At 40.2% G+C, this 17,109-nt stretch carries 13 protein-coding genes; 8 read left to right on the top strand and 5 right to left on the bottom strand.

Features of this window, described 5'->3' with window-relative positions; translation table 11 throughout:
- The first annotated feature begins 201 nt into the window (after positions 1-201).
- The 6 genes from paeA (at position 202) to CWC30_RS02050 (ending at position 10,117) form a co-directional block, all read left to right on the top strand.
- Entirely contained in the window at positions 202-1,491 is a 1,290-nt protein-coding gene (paeA, locus tag CWC30_RS02075; RefSeq protein WP_036983877.1) for a polyamine export protein PaeA, read from the top strand.
- A 201-nt stretch (positions 1,492-1,692) separates the two neighbouring features.
- Positions 1,693-2,862: an efflux RND transporter periplasmic adaptor subunit gene (locus CWC30_RS02070; protein WP_138626294.1), complete on the top strand. Its 1,170-nt coding sequence runs from the start codon at positions 1,693-1,695 to the stop codon at positions 2,860-2,862.
- Positions 2,863-2,874: 12 nt separating this feature from the next.
- Positions 2,875-6,006 (top strand): efflux RND transporter permease subunit, encoded by a 3,132-nt coding sequence (locus tag CWC30_RS02065; RefSeq protein ID WP_138626293.1) that lies wholly within the window; start codon positions 2,875-2,877, stop codon positions 6,004-6,006.
- The gene (locus CWC30_RS02060) at positions 6,006-7,415 is read left to right on the top strand and encodes an efflux transporter outer membrane subunit (protein WP_036983880.1); all 1,410 of its coding nucleotides are present in this window, start codon (positions 6,006-6,008) and stop codon (positions 7,413-7,415) included. Before CWC30_RS02065 ends, CWC30_RS02060 begins: the two co-directional genes overlap by 1 nt.
- Before the next feature lie 138 nt (positions 7,416-7,553).
- The gene (locus CWC30_RS02055; protein WP_008112329.1) at positions 7,554-8,174 is read left to right on the top strand and encodes a TetR/AcrR family transcriptional regulator; all 621 of its coding nucleotides are present in this window, start codon (positions 7,554-7,556) and stop codon (positions 8,172-8,174) included.
- A 314-nt stretch (positions 8,175-8,488) separates the two neighbouring features.
- Positions 8,489-10,117 (top strand): diacylglycerol kinase family protein, encoded by a 1,629-nt coding sequence (locus tag CWC30_RS02050; RefSeq protein ID WP_036983882.1) that lies wholly within the window; start codon positions 8,489-8,491, stop codon positions 10,115-10,117.
- A 40-nt stretch (positions 10,118-10,157) separates the two neighbouring features.
- Here CWC30_RS02050 and CWC30_RS02045 read toward each other — a convergent pair whose 3' ends face one another.
- Both CWC30_RS02045 and CWC30_RS02040 read right to left on the bottom strand, forming a co-directional pair.
- A complete protein-coding gene (locus CWC30_RS02045; protein ID WP_138626292.1) occupies positions 10,158-10,469 on the bottom strand; it encodes a VF530 family protein in 312 nt (103 codons plus the stop codon).
- A gap of 97 nt (positions 10,470-10,566) precedes the next feature.
- The gene (locus CWC30_RS02040; RefSeq protein WP_138626291.1) at positions 10,567-10,869 is read right to left on the bottom strand and encodes a DUF1496 domain-containing protein; all 303 of its coding nucleotides are present in this window, start codon (positions 10,867-10,869) and stop codon (positions 10,567-10,569) included.
- 104 nt (positions 10,870-10,973) lie between these two features.
- Here CWC30_RS02040 and CWC30_RS02035 point away from each other — a divergent pair, with 104 nt between their 5' ends.
- Positions 10,974-11,207 carry a TIGR02647 family protein gene (locus CWC30_RS02035; RefSeq protein WP_036983885.1) on the top strand — a complete coding sequence of 78 codons (234 nt, stop codon included), beginning with the start codon at positions 10,974-10,976 and terminating at the stop codon, positions 11,205-11,207.
- Between the two features lie 9 nt (positions 11,208-11,216).
- Here the strand turns inward: CWC30_RS02035 and maiA are convergent, their stop codons facing one another.
- Together maiA and hmgA are read right to left on the bottom strand one after the other, a co-directional pair.
- Positions 11,217-11,846, bottom strand: coding sequence for a maleylacetoacetate isomerase (gene maiA / locus CWC30_RS02030; RefSeq protein ID WP_138626290.1), 630 nt, complete (start codon positions 11,844-11,846; stop codon positions 11,217-11,219).
- A 7-nt stretch (positions 11,847-11,853) separates the two neighbouring features.
- On the bottom strand, positions 11,854-13,155 hold the full coding sequence (gene hmgA, locus CWC30_RS02025) for a homogentisate 1,2-dioxygenase (protein WP_138626289.1): 1,302 nt from the start codon (positions 13,153-13,155) through the stop codon (positions 11,854-11,856).
- 152 nt (positions 13,156-13,307) lie between these two features.
- Between hmgA and CWC30_RS02020 the strand changes: the two genes are divergently transcribed.
- Entirely contained in the window at positions 13,308-13,739 is a 432-nt protein-coding gene (locus CWC30_RS02020) for a MarR family winged helix-turn-helix transcriptional regulator (protein WP_138626288.1), read from the top strand.
- 48 nt (positions 13,740-13,787) lie between these two features.
- Here CWC30_RS02020 and CWC30_RS02015 read toward each other — a convergent pair whose 3' ends face one another.
- Entirely contained in the window at positions 13,788-16,976 is a 3,189-nt protein-coding gene (locus CWC30_RS02015; RefSeq protein ID WP_138626287.1) for a TonB-dependent receptor, read from the bottom strand.
- Between the last annotated feature and the right edge of the window lie 133 nt (positions 16,977-17,109).

Raw genomic sequence — 17,109 nt, 5'->3', positions numbered from 1 at the left:
GCCTATTGCCTAAAAGAGGAAAAGCCGTCATTAGATTTAACATCGCAAGAACTTGAAATTTTAGAGAGTAATAATCTAATGTTGGCTTAACCAGATCTCAGGTTAGTTATTAATATTATTTAAATATCAATTGCCCTGTCTATAAAAGCGTCTATAATCCAGCTGCATTTGCTTGTAAAAGCGATTATTTTGGAGTTATAAATGGGTGATTTAATCGGGATTGCGTTATTAATCTTGATGAGTGCGTTATTTGCGATGTCAGAAATTTCGATTGCCGCTTCACGCAAAATTAAGTTAAGAGTAATGGCGGACGAGGGCAATGTTCACGCTTTGGCGGTTTTAAAGCTGCAAGAGCAGCCTGGGGCTTTTTTCGCCATGATCCAAATTACGCTCAATGCGATTGCGATATTAGGCGGGATTGTTGGCGAGCAAGCATTGTCTCCTTATATGCAAGAAATACTACAGCTGTTTTATCAAGGTCCATTACTTGGGCAAATTAGCTTTGTATTATCGTTTTTAATTATTACCTCGTTATTTATTTTATTTGCCGATTTACTACCAAAGCGTTTAGCGATGATTTTACCTGAGGCCGTTGCGGTGAGAGTGGTGACAATTATGCGCTGGGTTACTTTTGCGCTCACGCCACTGGTACTATTTTTTAATGGCTTAACCAATATTGTTTTACGGGTGTTTAAAGTGCCCAGTGAACGTGAAGATATTGTGACCACTGAAGATATTGTTGCGATGATGGATGCTGGTGCTGAATATGGCAGTTTACAGCAACAAGAGTATGATTTAATAGGAAATGTATTTGATTTAGAAGCGCGTTTTTTATCAAGCGTTATGTCACCGCGTGAGCAAATTGTTTATTTTGACATTGATGAATCTAGCGACGATATAGCAAATAAAATTATAGATCACCCGCACAATCACTTTTTAGTGTGCAAAGGCAATCTTGATAAGTTAATTGGCTCTGTTGAGTCTAAAGATATTTTACGCCAAGTACTCAAAGGTGAGGCGGCAAATATTAACGATGACATGCTTGATAAAGATATTTTTTTCTTGCCCGAAACATTGAGTTTATCTGAAGCGTTAAATGCGTTTAAAACCGCTGTACATCCTTTTGCGGTGGTAGTTAATGAGTATGCTTTGGTGGTTGGGATTGTTACGGTTAAAGATTTAATGAAAGGTTTTATGGGCGATTTAATTACTCATCAAAGTGAAGAGTTAATTATTGAGCGCGACGCGAGTTCTTGGTTAGTAGATGGCTTAACCCCGATTGTTGAGCTGGCGAAGGTACTTGAAATTGATGAATTTCCTGATCAAAATCATTATGAAACCGTGGCCGGATATTTAATCTATACCATGAAACATATTCCTAAACGCGCAGAGTTTGTTTTATTTGCAGGTTTTAAATTTGAAGTTGTGGACGTGGAAGGAATTCGTATTGAGCAATTACTAGTCTCTAGAGTTAATACTGACAACGAATAATGACAGCCAACATAGCTTAAGAGCAGCCAATGAAAGTTCATTGACTGCTTTTTTTATGGGTGTTGCTTAAATAACTCAGCTGTTATTTGTGTTACTTATCTATTCAATTGTAAAAATGTGTAAATGTTGCTCAGTAGCTATTTTTAATTGCTTTACTTTAGTTTAGAATGATCGTTCATTCTAAACTAAAAGGTATTTTACATGCAGCGTTCCCGCATCGCTTTTTTTGTATTTTCGGCCCTCGTTGGTTCTGTTGCTTTAAGTGGTTGTGATCAGGTTGCTGAACAGCCTAAGGCTTCTGCTCCTGCAGCGACACCTGTTGGTGTGGTCACCTTAACAAGCCAAGCTATTACACTTAAAAAAGAATTACCAGGGCGTGTTAGTGCGTTTCAAATTGCTGAAATTCGTCCTCAAGTAAGTGGTATTGTTCAATCTCGCTTATTTGAAGAAGGCACACAGGTTGAGCAAGGCCAAGCGCTTTATCAAATTAATCCTGACATTTATGAAGCAGAACTCGCAGCCAGCAAAGCGGCCGTTGCGCGCGCAGAGGCTAGTATTGCAAGCAGTAAATCTAAAGCGTCGCGTTATAAAGAATTACTAGAAATTAAAGCGGTAAGCCAGCAAGACTTTGATGAAGCCGATGCAGCATACAAGCAAGCACAAGCCGAGCTATTAACAGCAAAAGCACAGCTTAAATCTGCACAAATAAACTTAGATTACAGCCATGTATCTTCTCCGATTAGTGGTCAAATTAGTAAATCGAACGTTACTGTTGGTGCGCTTGTAAGTGCTAATCAAACAACGGCACTGGCAACCGTTACTCAGCTTGATCCTATCTATGTTGACTTAACGCAATCAAGCAACGAGCTAACTCAACTTAAAAAAGCCATTTCTTCTGGTTCACTAAGTGTTGACTCAAAAGCACAAGCCGACGTTGAGCTGCAAATGGAAGATGGCTCTATTTACCCAATTAAAGGCACGTTACAATTTTCAGAAGTAACTGTAGACCCAAGCACTGGGTCGGTAACTTTACGCGCTAAATTCCCAAATCCAGATAAGTTATTACTACCGGGTATGTATGCACGTGCCTCAGTGGTTGAGGGTGTAAAACAAGACGCTATTTTAGTGCCGCAGCGTGGAGTAAGCCGAAACACCAAAGGTGAGCCAACAGCGATGGTTGTAAGTAAAGAAAACACCGTAGAAAGCCGTGTGTTAAAAGTAGATAGAACGATTGGCTCTAACTGGTTAGTTACCGCTGGATTAGCTGATGGCGATAAAGTAATTGTTGAAGGCTTACAAAAAATTCGCCCAGGTGCGCCAGTTAGCCCTTCAGAAGTTTCACCGTCTGCAACAGCCGACAAAGCGCAATAACGGAGAGTTTTAATGTCACGATTTTTTATCGACAGACCCATCTTTGCGTGGGTGCTTGCTATCGTGGTTATGCTTGCAGGTGTGTTGGCTATTCAAAGTTTACCAATAGCACAATACCCGTCAATTGCACCGCCAGCAATTAGCATTACCGCTACTTACCCAGGGGCATCAGCTCGTACCCTAGAGGATACGGTTACCCAGGTTATAGAGCAAAAAATGAAAGGACTAGATGGCTTGTTGTATATGTCATCTACGTCTGAGTCGAGTGGTTCGGCTACGCTTACGCTTTCATTTAGCGCCGATACAGACCCAGACATTGCACAGGTACAAGTGCAAAACAAGTTAGCCACAGCTACACCGCTTTTACCAGAAGAAGTGCAAAGGCAAGGTGTATCGGTGGCTAAGTCTGCACGTAACTTTTTAATGGTATTAGGTTTTGTATCAAAAGATGGCAGCATGACCAATATCGACATTGGTGATTATGTTTCATCTAATGTGCAAGATATTATCTCGCGTGTTGAAGGGGTGGGTGAAGTTCAGCTATTTGGCTCTCAATATGCTATGCGTATTTGGTTAGACCCAGCTAAGTTGCAAAACTACAAATTAACCCCTGCTGATATTAGCACCTCAATTAGTGCGCAAAATGCACAGGTATCTGCTGGTCAATTAGGGGGCATGCCAGCGGTTGAAGGCCAGCAGCTCAATGCAACGGTAACAGCACAAAGCCGTTTGCAAACCGCAGCAGAGTTTGAACAAATTATAGTAAAAGCAAACGCTGATGGCTCGTTTGTTCGCCTTAAAGATGTAGCGCGTGTGGAGCTAGGTGGCGAGAGCTACCGTGTTGTAGCTCGTTACGATGGAAAACCTGCATCAGGCCTAGGTATTAAGCTTGCCAGTGGGGCAAATGCCCTTGATACAGCTGAAGGTGTAAAAGCTGCGATTGCAGAGCTTAAAGCGTTTTTCCCTGAGGGATTAGACGTTGTTGTACCCTACGATACCACCCCCTTTGTATCACTATCGATTGAAAAAGTGGTTCATACCTTAATAGAAGCAGTGGTACTCGTTTTTGTTGTTATGTATCTGTTTTTACAAAACTTCCGCGCTACGCTTATTCCAACGATTGCTGTGCCGGTGGTGTTACTCGGTACTTTTGGTATTTTGTACACGTTTGGCTATTCAATAAATACATTAACCATGTTTGCCATGGTACTTGCCATAGGCCTACTGGTTGATGATGCCATTGTTGTAGTAGAAAACGTTGAGCGTGTAATGAGCGAAGAAAAACTCTCTGCGCTTGAGGCAACACGTAAATCAATGGATGAAATTAAAGGCGCGCTAGTGGGTATTGCTATGGTGCTGTCGGCGGTATTTATTCCGATGGCGTTCTTTAGTGGCTCTACAGGTGTTATTTATCGTCAGTTCTCTATTACGTTGGTATCAGCAATGGGACTATCGGTATTGGTGGCGCTTATTTTAACACCTGCGTTGTGTGCTACGCTTTTAAAACCAAGCCATGTTCACGATAACAGCTCGTTATTCGGTCGTTTTTTCAGTGGTTTTAACCGCGGATTTGATAAAACTAATTCAGGCGCACAAAGTCTTGTCAGTCGTATGATCCGTTTATCTAAGCGCTATCTTTTATGTTATGGCCTTATTGTAGCGGGTATGGTGTATATTTTTTCAAGCTTACCAACGGCATTTTTACCAGATGAAGACCAAGGTATTTTGTTTAATCAGGTGTCATTACCAGCAGGCTCAACGACTGAAGAAACGCTTGAAGTAGTTAAAAAAGTAGAAAAACACTTTTTGAACGATCAATCGGATGCTGTAAATGGTATTTTCACGGTGACTGGATTTAGTTTTGCAGGTTCTGGCCAAAACTCAGCAATTGCCTTTGTTAACTTTAAGCACTGGGATGAGCGTCAAGGCGAAGGTTTATCTGTGCAAGCAGTTGCAGGTAAAGCAATGGGCTATTTTTCTACCATTAAAGAAGCGTTTGTATTTGCATTTCCGCCGCCAGCGATTGTGGAACTAGGTACAGCCAATGGCTTTAATATGTTTTTACAAGACCGTGTTGGACTTGGCCACGAGGCTCTACTGGCCGCGCGTAACCAGTTATTAGGCTTAGCAAGCCAAAGCCCAATTCTCGCGGGCGTACGACCTAATGGCCAAGAAGATATGCCAGAGCTCCAGCTTGATGTAGACCTTGCAAAAGCTCAGGCACTGGGCGTTTCGCAAGCTAATATTAACAGCACGCTTGCAACAGCCTGGGGTAGTAGTTATGTAAATGACTTTATTGATCGCGGCCGTGTAAAAAAAGTATACCTACAAGGCGATGCTGAATCGCGAATGGTGCCAGAGGATTTAAACAAGTGGTATGTACGTAATGATAGCGGTGATATGGTGCCATTTTCAGCATTTGCCAGTTCGCATTGGACCTATGGTTCGCCACGTCTTGAGCGTTATAATGGTTTTTCTGCTATGGAAATTCAAGGAACAGCTGCGCCAGGTTACAGTACAGGGCAAGCAATGGATGAAATGGAACGTTTAGTCAAGCAACTACCTAACGGTATTGCCTCTGAGTGGACTGGTATTTCGTTTCAAGAGCGCTCAAGTAGCGGTCAAGCGCCATTGTTATATGGATTATCACTGTTATTTGTATTCTTATGTTTAGCGGCGCTTTATGAAAGTTGGTCAGTACCATTTGCAGTAATGATAATTGTGCCACTGGGTATTTTTGGTGCGATTGTAGCCGCCTTTATGGGTAACTTATCAAACGATATTTACTTACAAGTGGGCTTATTAACCACCATAGGTTTAGCCTCTAAAAATGCCATTTTAATCGTTGAGTTTGCGATTCATAAAATGGAAGAAGGCTTAAGCTTAGTTGACTCGGCGATTGCCGCTGTACGCCTTCGCTTACGTCCTATTTTAATGACCTCAATGGCTTTTGTGTGTGGTGTGCTTCCATTAGCTATTGCCTCAAGTGCTGGTTCAGGTGCACAAAATGCATTAGGTATTTCAATTATTGGTGGAACACTTGCCGCCTCGTCATTGGTTGTTATTTTTGTACCGTTGTTTTTTGTTTTAGTACGTAGACTGTTTTCAGGAAAAGCTAAAACCACCTCGCAGGAGGAAGTATAATGAGTTTAAGAGCAATCAGTTTTAGTGCTTTTACTTTAGCAATTTTATCTGGATGTCAGTTAGCTCCTCAACAAGAAGCGCTAAATTTACCTGTCCCTGATGCGTATGCATCAGAGACAGGGGATGAGCAGGTGTCCTCGTTAAAATGGCAGCAGTTTTTTAATGATGAAAAACTTAAAACACTGATATCACAAAGTCTTGAGCATAATAAAGACCTACAAATAGCTGCTTTAAATGTTCAGCGCGTGCGTGGTTTGTATCAGATTGAAGATTCAGCGTTATATCCATCACTGGATTTTAATGCATCAGGAAGTCGTCAGCGTTTACCCGGCGATTTATCAGCAAGTGGTCAACCACAAATAAGTTCTCAATACAGTGCAACGGTAGGCATGACGGCTTACGAGTTAGATTTATGGGGTAAAGTACGCAATCAGTCAGAGCAAGCATTACAAACGCTTTATTCAACTCAGCTGAGCCAATACACCATGCAAGTGTCGTTAATTGCAGAGCTAGCTAATGCTTGGTTAAATTACGCGACCGATCAACAGTTGTTAGCGTTGGCACAAGAGACGTTATCATCGCAGCAAGCATCCTTATCATTAACCCAAAAAAGTGTTGATTTAGGGGCAGCTTCTAAAATTACGCTGGAACAACTTAAAAGTACGGTAGCCACAGCGAAAGTTGATATTGCTAAATACCAACGTTTAGTGAAACGCGATAAAAACGCGCTTGATTTATTAGTAGGTAAAACGGTAGGTGAGGATTTACTTCCAAGTAAGTCATTAAATTATTTATTAGACTTGCCTAGTGTGCCTGTGGGTTTACCTTCTGATTTACTAACGCAGCGACCAGATATAAAAGCAGCAGAGCATCAGCTGTTAGCCGCTAACGCTAACATTGGTATTGCCCGTGCAGCGTTTTACCCGAGCATTAGTTTAACTGCCAATGCAGGAACTGCATCACGTGATTTAAGTAATTTATTTGATGCAGGCTCAGGCACATGGAGCTTCATGCCATCGGTAAATTTACCTATTTTTAATATGGGTCGAAATCAAGCAAATTTAGATGTCGCTAACGCAGAGCAACAAGTTGCTGTAGCAACGTACCAGCAAAAAATACAGCAAGCATTTCGTGAAGTTGCTGATGTACTTGCGGATAGAGAAGGCTATAACGCACAGTTAATGGCTCTTGAGGAGTTATTACAAAGCCGAAAGACAACCTTTGAATTATCGCAGGCGCGCTACGACAAAGGGGTTGATAGCTTTTTGCAAGTGCTTGACGCTCAGCGAACTTGGTATAGCGCAAGGCAGCAATTGATCACGGGCCAACAAGCTGTGCTTGCAAGCCAAATCAATTTATACAAAGCGGTTGGCGGCGGCTGGCAGACCACTACTTCAACCGTTAAGTAAATTAGTACGCATAAAGCCTGTTAACAATAAAAGGTTTTATGCGTGATTAAAGTAATGCCCATTTAGCGTTTATTTTTTGTGATCAATGCAGTAAACGCTAAATATTTCGAGTTAAGAGACTCGATACTGGAGTTTCAAATGAAACCTAAAAATAAAAAACACCTAGATCCGGTGCAAGCACAAGCGCGTCGCGAGCAGGTATTAACCGCCGCTGCTGATTGTTTTCGTCGCAAAGGCTACCATGGCGCAGGTATGGCAGAAATAGCTAAAACGGCAGGGATGAGTGCCGGCCATATTTATAATTACTTTGAAAGTAAAGAAGCCATAATTGAAAGTATTATTGAACAAGATATGGAAGAAATGTTTTCCATATTTCAAGAGTTTGAAGATCAACCTGGCGATATTTTAACGGTGTTACTTGATGGCTTACACCATGGTGTGCAGCGTCATATGGACACGGGGGCCTGCGTTGTTGACTTAGACATGATGGCAGAGGCCAGTAGAAACAAAAAAGTCGCTTTATTACTGCGTGAGGCTGACACGCAAGCACGTAACAGAATGCGTGATTTATTAGTCAGTGAAAGTAGTTTAATAAAATCACATTCAGAGCAAGAACTTGAAAGCCGCATTAATGTGATTTTTTCAGTGATGGCAGGATTGTTATTACGAAAAATGCTGTTTCCTGAGTTAACAGAAGAAACCGTGCTTATTGCACTGCGTCCAGCGATGAAAACATTACTTATGCCGTTTGATAATTAATACGCTAAGTTATTAAGTAACCATGAATATTTGACCGTTACAATTGTAAAAAAGAAAGGGCTAGTCTTAGCTATAAACAGCTTTAAGGTTAATATTATAAATAAAGACTAGCTTTGAATAGCTGAAATGGAAACCGAAAATAAAAATATAACTTAGTATTATCAATGCACTAGGTTTTTTTGGCGGTTTGTTGTAAGCTTGCGTTTTATACCTGAATACAGTAAACAAGAATAGTTGCTTTTTGGCGTATTACTTGCAGTCTTTGAGCTATATTAAAAGCGTTAATTTTGCGTTACCAACTTTAAGGAGAGCACATGTGGGCTGCAGTAAGTTATCTTGTAACAGCATTAGTATTTATAGTCTTAGGGTTAACGGTTAACTCCATTTACTTTGCAGTTGCGTTTTTTTGGACCGCACTTTCGCTACTATTAGTCAGCGGTGCTTATTTTTTTAATGCGGGGAAAATATTCAGAAAGCGAGAAAATGGCGTTATCCCTTTTTACATTCGCTGGGCTTTTGTACCTTTTTTATTAGGTGCACAATTTTATAATGCGTGGTCACGCAAGCGCGACAAAGTACCGCCTATTCAACAAATAAACGATAATCTCTTTTTAGCATGTCGTTTGTTTCCCTCAGATATAGATACATTAAAAGAAAATGGTATTACCGCTGTTTTGGACGTTACCTGTGAATTTGATGGGCTTGAGTGGACATCTACCCAAGAAAATATTGATTATTTAAATATTCCTGTTCTTGATCACAGTGTGCCTACACATTCACAGTTAAACCAAGCCATTAATTGGATCCATCACCATATAAAGAAAGACCGTCGTGTTGTGGTGCATTGTGCATTAGGTCGCGGACGTTCGGTGTTTGTTATGGCAGCGTATTTATTGAGTCAAAATAAAGATGCGGATGTACATGATATTCTGGCACAAATCAAAGAAACACGTGAAACTGCTAACCTTAATAAACGCCAATTACGCCATTTAGTTAAGCGCCACCGTAAGGGGGAGCTACTGATAAAAAATAAAGCGTACTTAATTGCTAATCCAGTTTCAGGCACTAAGTTATGGTCTGAAAAAGAGCATTTAATTGTTGCGCGTTTATCTGCGTATTACGATTTAACTATTTTAAAAACTACACCGGAACAAAATGGCATTACATTGGCTAAACAAGCTATAGAGCACGAGCCTGATATTATAATTGCCTGCGGTGGAGATGGCACAGTCACTGAGGTTGCCAGTGTGTTGGTGGGTACATCGTGTCGATTAGGAATTATACCGTTGGGGACAGCTAATGCGTTGGCCCATGTGCTGATGGGAATAAAATCTAAATTTATTCCTGTTGAGCAAGCGTGCGATTTAATAATTGATGGTCAGACAAACCTGATCGATACCGCATATTGTAATAACGATTTGATGTTATTGCTAATTGGCATTGGCTTTGAGCATGCAATGATTGAAAAAGCAGATCGAGAGTCGAAAAATAAATCTGGCCAGCTTGCTTATTTAAATGGGTTTTTACATTCCTTTGGCGAGAATAAAGCGCAAAAGCTTATGGTCAAACTCGATGATAATGAGCCTGAAGCTATTAATACAAATAGCTTTATTGTCGCTAATGCTGCCCCATTTACAACCCTTTTAGCCCAAGGAGGGGGACAACCCGACCACCGTGATGGATTATTAGACGTAAACTGGTTAACGCCAAACAAAGATAATGAAACGACGGTATTGAGTATTGCTGAGCTAATGTTTAGCAGTATTACGCAAACGCATTTTGCCATTAACTCACATTATACCAATGCAAAGCGTGTTGAGATTAGCGCAGATGAGAGACTTAATTATGTGATTGATGGCGAGGTCAAATCTGCAGATAAAGTGGTGGTGAGCATTCAGCCAGCGTCGTTAAATGTAATATGCCAAGAGCAAACAACTGATTAGAAAGGCGTATGTATTACGCCATTGCTATTTTTTGAGCCTTTTATTTTTTAATAGAAGGCCATACAAAACCTGATGTATCAGGTTGTGAGGATTCTGACTGCTTAGTCGATTTATTTCTAGGCTTACGTAACGGCTTGTTATTAATGGTATGGATATAAAGCGCTTCTACTTTATCTCTTGCCCATGGGGTTTTACGTAAAAATTTTAAGCTTGATTTGATACTCGGAGAATCAGTAAAGCATTTTATGTTTACTTGTTCACCCATTGCTTTAAAGCCTAAACGTTGCTCTAGTTCTACAATAATTTGCTCTAAAGTTATCCCATGTAGCGGGTTTTTTGGTTGATTATTCATAGTCACACTGCTTTTTTAAACTGCATGTATTGTAACGTATCCCGCCGCACCTTAATAGTTTGGAGATGGCTGGCAGATTCCAGATTGTTAACCTTGATTAATTTACAGTAATAGTTGCAGGTTTCTTGGGGTAAATAAGGTTACCTTGCTTATCAAGCTTTAGCCAAATCAATTGACTGTTGTTATGTTGGGGGTACTTTGCAGCACAAATAAGCGAAACTGAGTGAACCTGCAGTATAGCTCCTTCGCTGTAACGTTTATTATCATACCAGCACTCAGTGTTTGTGTTTATAAGCTGGGTAGCATCAACAACAGGAAGCGTTTTTATTGTGCTAGCGAAGCTTAAAGCTGAAAAACACAAGCATAAAACAGTAATAAACGAAGTAAAATAATAACGCATCAAAAACCTCAAGGTGTTTAAAATAACTACACTTAGCAAAAAAACATGCTAGGGTAAGTAAGACAACTTCAGTAAAACACAGAACAATAAAAAGGTGAACACATATGCTATTTAATCAAACCATGATTGACGAATTTACGCTATTAGCAAAATTTCCACGCGAGAGCAAAATGCAAGGAATTAAACTCCATTCTGATGCTGAGCCGGCTTTGTTAAGTGCCGCACAGCGTTTGTTTGATAAGGGAGTGATAGACAGCCCAGATGGTGGCTATTTAACCGAACTGGGCTTAGATTTAATTGAGCATGTAACGGTAATACACAGTGTACTAAAAAGTTAATCTACTTTATTAGTTTGCATCAGGTTGATTTTCAGGGGCTGCATCAACAAAAGCTGCCAACTCATTACAACGCTGATATATGGCTGCTATTTTAGGGTAGGCAGCCATATCTACTTTAAAACGAATGGCATTAAATACCTGCGGTACTAAACACACATCAGCTAAGCTTGGCGAGTCGCCTGCACAAAATGTGTTTTTGCTATCTAGCATGCGTTCTATTTTTTCAAAACCCACTTCAACCCAGTGGCGGTACCATTTATTTTTTGCTTCATCATCAACATTGAGCTCACTACTTAAATATTTCAGTACCCGTAAATTATCAATCGGATGGATATCACAGGCAATAGCATAACTTAAATTGCGAATGTGTGCTTTTTGCCATGCATTACCAGGCAGCAATGGTGTTTCAGGGTATTGCTCTTCAAGGTACTCTAAAATTGCTAGAGATTGACCTAATACGCCGTCTTCTGTTTCTAAAGAAGGTAAAAGTCCTTGAGGGTTTTTCTGTAAGTAATCTGTGCTTTGTTGCTCTGATTTTAGTAAGTTTACTGGCACCAACTGGTGATCAATATTTTTGAGATTTAATGCAATGCGCACACGATATGCTGCCGATGAGCGAAAATAAGTATAAAGCTTCATAATCTAATTATCCTTGATTGCCATTAAAGTGTTTTTTGATTGTGCGCCAGCAGTCAGTGTAATTAGCTTGACGCTCTTTACCTTCTAATGCGTATTTAGTCGGCGATATTACATAACGTGACTCAAACATAAACGCCAACGTATTATCGTAGCGTTGTGGTTCTAAGTCCGCATTTGACGCTTTTTCAAATACGTCTGCTTCAGGACCATGCGGCGACATACAGTTATGTAAGCTCATGCCACCTGGCACAAAGCCATGCTCTTTTGCATCATATACCCCTTCTATTAAGCCCATAAATTCACTCATAATATTACGGTGATAGTAAGGCGGGCGGAAGGTGTTTTCAGCGACCATCCAACGCGGTGGAAAAATAGCAAAATCAATATTTGCAACGCCTTCAGTGCCTGATGGCGAGGTTAGTACCGTGAAAATTGATGGATCGGGGTGATCAAAGCTAACGGTATTCATGACATTAAAGCGAGCCAAATCGTATTTGTAAGGCGCGCTGTTACCTGTCCAAGCAACAACATCAAGAGGAGAATGACCAATATCACAACGAAACATATTGCCATTAAATTTAGCAATAAGTTCAAATTCGCCTTCAATGTCTTCAAAAGCCGCTACTGGATAGTGAAAGTCACGGTCATTAGCATAACCATTTGCGCCAACAGGGCCGCGCTCAGCAAGAACATAAGCATGGCCGTAGTTTTCACAAATATACCCACGCGCTGTATCAGTTAATAGCTGCACCTGAAACTTAATGCCACGCGGAATAACCGCAATTTCACCGGCTTTAATACTTAAATGCCCGAGTTCTGTTTTAAGTAATAGCTCGCCGTGTTGTGGTACAAATAACATTTCGCCATCGGCGTTATAAAAAAAGCGCTTGTCCATTGATTTGTTGGCGACATAAACATGAATGCCAATACCGGCTTGCCCATTGGCGCTGCCATTTGCAGCCATAGTGATCAGCCCATCAATAAAATCAGTAGGTGCTGCTGGTATATCAATGGGATCCCATCGCAGCATGGTAGGCGGCGTTGGCACTTCAGTAATAGGCGCTGTTCTAATTAAGCCATTGTCTATGGCTTTGTAATCACCTTGCACAACAGATGGACGAATACGGTACATCCACGTGCGGCGATTATCGGCGCGCGGAGCGGTAAATGCAGTGGTACTAAATTGCTCTGCATATAAATCGTATTTTACTTTTTGCGGGCTAAATTGCCCAATCGGTAATGCACCAGGCAGCGCTTCGGTTTCAAATTCATTACCAAAGCCGGTCATATAGTTTAATTGTGTCGCCATTACTGACTCCTGTGAAAGTGGGGGAGTGTTATATTTTTGTTATTTACGCTAAGATACTCTCAAGTGAGACTAATATCAAACACACTGATTATGACCCTTGTAAATAAAAGTGAACAAATAAAAGTCGTATGTAAATAAATAAGTGATTCAATATGAAAATAGATTTAACGACATTTTTACCTTATCAATTAACACACTTAGCAACACAGGTAAGTAATGATTTTTCGAGTATTTATAAAAAAGAGTTTGATTTAACTATTCCTCAGTGGCGAATAATGGCTAATTTAGCGCAATCAGGCCAAAGCACAGCTAAGCAGTTATGCATTCAAGCAGATATGGATAAGTCGACAGTATCAAGGGCAGTAAAAACGCTAATTGATAAAGGGCTTATTTATAGCGAGTTAAATAAGCATGATAAGCGCGCTGCATTTTTGATGCTAAGTGATAAGGGCATGGCTTTATATGAAAAAATAACCCCACAAGCATTGCAGTGGGAGCGTGCATTATTAAGCTGCCTGTCGGATGCTGAACAGCATCAGCTAATCGCAATTTTTGATAAATTAAAAAATAAATTACAGGCATAAAAAAGCCCACAAAGTGGGCTTTTAAATACACTAATTTAATCAATCAAATTAGAACGTGTAACGAACACCTACACGCATTTCCCATAAAGAGGCATCGCGTTGTACAGACTGTTCAGCACTACGTGCACTGAAGTTTGAGTAAACGTATTGACCTTGGTCATTAATATTTACTTCAACCATCTTATTACCCACGAAAGAGCCTTTTCTTAATACACCCCAATCATCGTTTAACATATTCGTTAAGTTATCGATTACGAAGAATGCTTCACCTTTATGGCCATCCATAAAGCCAGGTACTTCTTGAGTGATTTTAAAGTTAAATTTCACGAACCAATCAGAGTTCTGTTGGTTACGACCAGTGATTTCACCACGTTTAAGACCTTCAGATGCGATAAAGTCATTAAACTCATTGATTTCATCAGCACTCATGTTGTAGACAACGTTTGGATCATTTTCAAGTGGTACATACAATAATTGACGCGCGCCATTGGAGTTTCTATCACCAAATTGAATATCGCCCGCACCCGTGTCGCGATTACTCTTGTAGGTAAAGCTATATGGTAAACCTTTGTATGCTTCACCAAATAGGTTAAAGCGAGTGTTATAACCATCGAAGAACTCGTGTTTATAACCTAGGTTTAATGTAAAGCGATGTGGGATTTCGTAATCAGATGATGCCACGCCAGGGTTACCTGGGTTTGATGTTGCTAGGTTACCGTAGTTTGAGCTGGCTACAGAGCTAGTCATTGGGTTTACATCATCTGCATCAGTGTAAGCGTATGAGAACTGAACGCTAACGCCATTATCAAACGCTTTACTTACTGCAGCAGATATAATTGAAGACTCACCACTATCACCATTCACATTTGTTAGTAATAGTTCACCACTACGATATTTACCTGGATTTAATGGATCTTCTTTTCTTTCATAGATAGGACGACCATCAAAAGTAGTTTTACCAGAATCTTGTAAAGCAATATCTACAAGAGTCGCTGCATCTCGTTTCTTAGTGTAAAGGTAATCCAAAGCAATAACATAGTCGTTTTCTGTAGTATATGTAGCACCTAAAGAGTACTTCCACTCTGATGGGATTTCAAAGTTAGGATCTACCGCGTTCGTTGTAGCATCACCCGAACCAATTTCAGTATTTGCTACTTTGTCAAACATATCTTGTGGAACGTCGTAACCTGGAGTACCACCATTTACATTTGGCGTATCAAATAGGTCAACTAGAGTGACTTCATCATCACCAGAACCAACTTTATAAGAATTACTGATATCGCTGATATAAGCACCAATATTGGTGATACCATCATTTGAATATGAGTTAGACAACCATACATTAGGGTTACCGCCTGAGAACAAGCCAACACCCGCACGTACTTCTAGTGCATCGGTTGCATACCACTCAAAACCTACGCGTGGTTGAATTAAATCAATACCGTCAAAAGTAGACTGATTGCTAAAACCGTAACGATTAGTGAAATTCTGATTTAATGTTGGTTTGTCATCGCTTGAATAGCTGTCGTAACGAAGACCAAATGTTAATGATGCATCGATATCTGAAAAGCTGTATTCATCTTGTACATAAAATGTATTTTGTGAATAAGCAAAGTTAGCAGCTGCATCATTTGGGTTATTCGTACTTGCAGAGTTATTATAATAAACTGCATTAGCAATCCCATTTCTGTATGCGTCAATCGAAGCAAAACGCCATTCACCTTCAGTATGTTGTACGAATTGGTTAAATACTTCTAACTTTTCATACTCAAAACCAGCGGTAATTGTGTGCTGATCAAGGTAGTAGGTACCTGAGAATTTAGCTGTTGTGGTATCGTAGTTTAAATCATTTGATTGACGAGAGTCATCAGGACCAACGTACACCGTGGCATTATCTGTGCTGATTTGGAACTCACCAAAACCGCTTGCTGCGTCTAAAGATTGAACGCGAGCGTCAAGCTCTGATTTACCTAAACGAACTTCAGTTGAAAAGTTGTCATTCCAATCAGAGTAAAGTGATGCAACGATTGAGGTAAACTCAGCACCTTGCTCATAAAAGTGGCTGTCAAATGCGAGCTCATCACCATCTGCATCTGATTGAGATAGGGTAAAGCCATCATTGTAGTTATAAATTAGGTTAGCACGGTGATCATCGTTGATGTTCCAATCTAGCTTCACTAAGATTTTTTCATCTTCTACTGGTGAGCTTGCTGGTGTAGCACCGGCTTCGTAACCATAAACATCACGTGTAATTTGTTTAATTTCATCAATTTCTGCAGAAGACACTAAAGATGAATAGTTAAACTGTTTAACACCTTCAAGTTTCTCGTAAGAGGTAAACAAGAAAAGCGTATCATTGATTAGTGGTAAGCCAACGTTGAAACCATAACGTTTTTCACTGTAATCGCCGTTGTCAACGTCATTACCTTCAATCTTATCGCCTTTCATTGAATCGTTAGTGTAATCGTAGAATATACCACCGTGAATGTCGTTGCCGCCAGATTTGGTCACAGCGTTGATGTTACATGATGTGAAACCACCATATTGAACATCAAAAGGGGCTAATTCTACCGCTACTTGCTCGATTGAATCAAAAGAGAACGGAGCGCGAATAGTAGGGTAACCGTTTGAGCTTAAACCAAAGTTATCGTTCATGCGAACGCCATCAAGGGTTAAGCTGTTAAAACGTGGATTACCACCACCACAGTTGATTGAACCACGGCTATCATCGATAGCAACGCGAGGGTCAATACGAATAATATCTTTTAAATCACGGTTAATAGCTGGTTGATTTTCAAGATCGCTTAATGTGAATGTTGAAGCAGGACCCGTACCACCAGACATAGTGCTGATTGGACGCCCAGTTACTACAATTTGTTCAACATCTGAGATATTTTCAAGTGAAGTATTAACAGGGTAGTCGCTACCAATGTTCAAGATAATATTATTGAACTCTTGGTCAGCGTAGATGTCTGAGTCTACGATTACTTTGTAAGGGCCGCCAACACGAAGTCCTTTAGCAGTAAAGTAACCGGCGTCATTTACTTCAGTTGTTTTAACAGAGCCTGAAGGAACGTGTAAAATAGTAATTTTAGTTCCTGCAGCAGGGTTACCGTTAGGTCCAGTTATTTGACCTTTAATTGCTGAGGTTGTTTCGTTTGCAATTGCAGCACCACTCACACCAACACATGCTGCTATAGCAAGTGATAGAGCTGTTTTGCGAAGTTGAATTTTCATTTTATTTTCCCGTGTAGTTAAATAAACTTTTAATAGCTTTTTTATTTTAATTTTGGATTAAGCGACCGCAAAATACACTTAACCCAAAATACTTACATAGTGTACCTCATTTGTTTGTTACAAATAAAATACA

Source organism: Pseudoalteromonas sp. S4741 (assembly GCF_005886135.1).
Taxonomy (GTDB): Bacteria; Pseudomonadota; Gammaproteobacteria; order Enterobacterales; family Alteromonadaceae; genus Pseudoalteromonas; species Pseudoalteromonas tetraodonis.
Note: the sequence above shows the minus strand (reverse complement) of the source record. Positions and strands in the feature narration are given on the sequence as shown.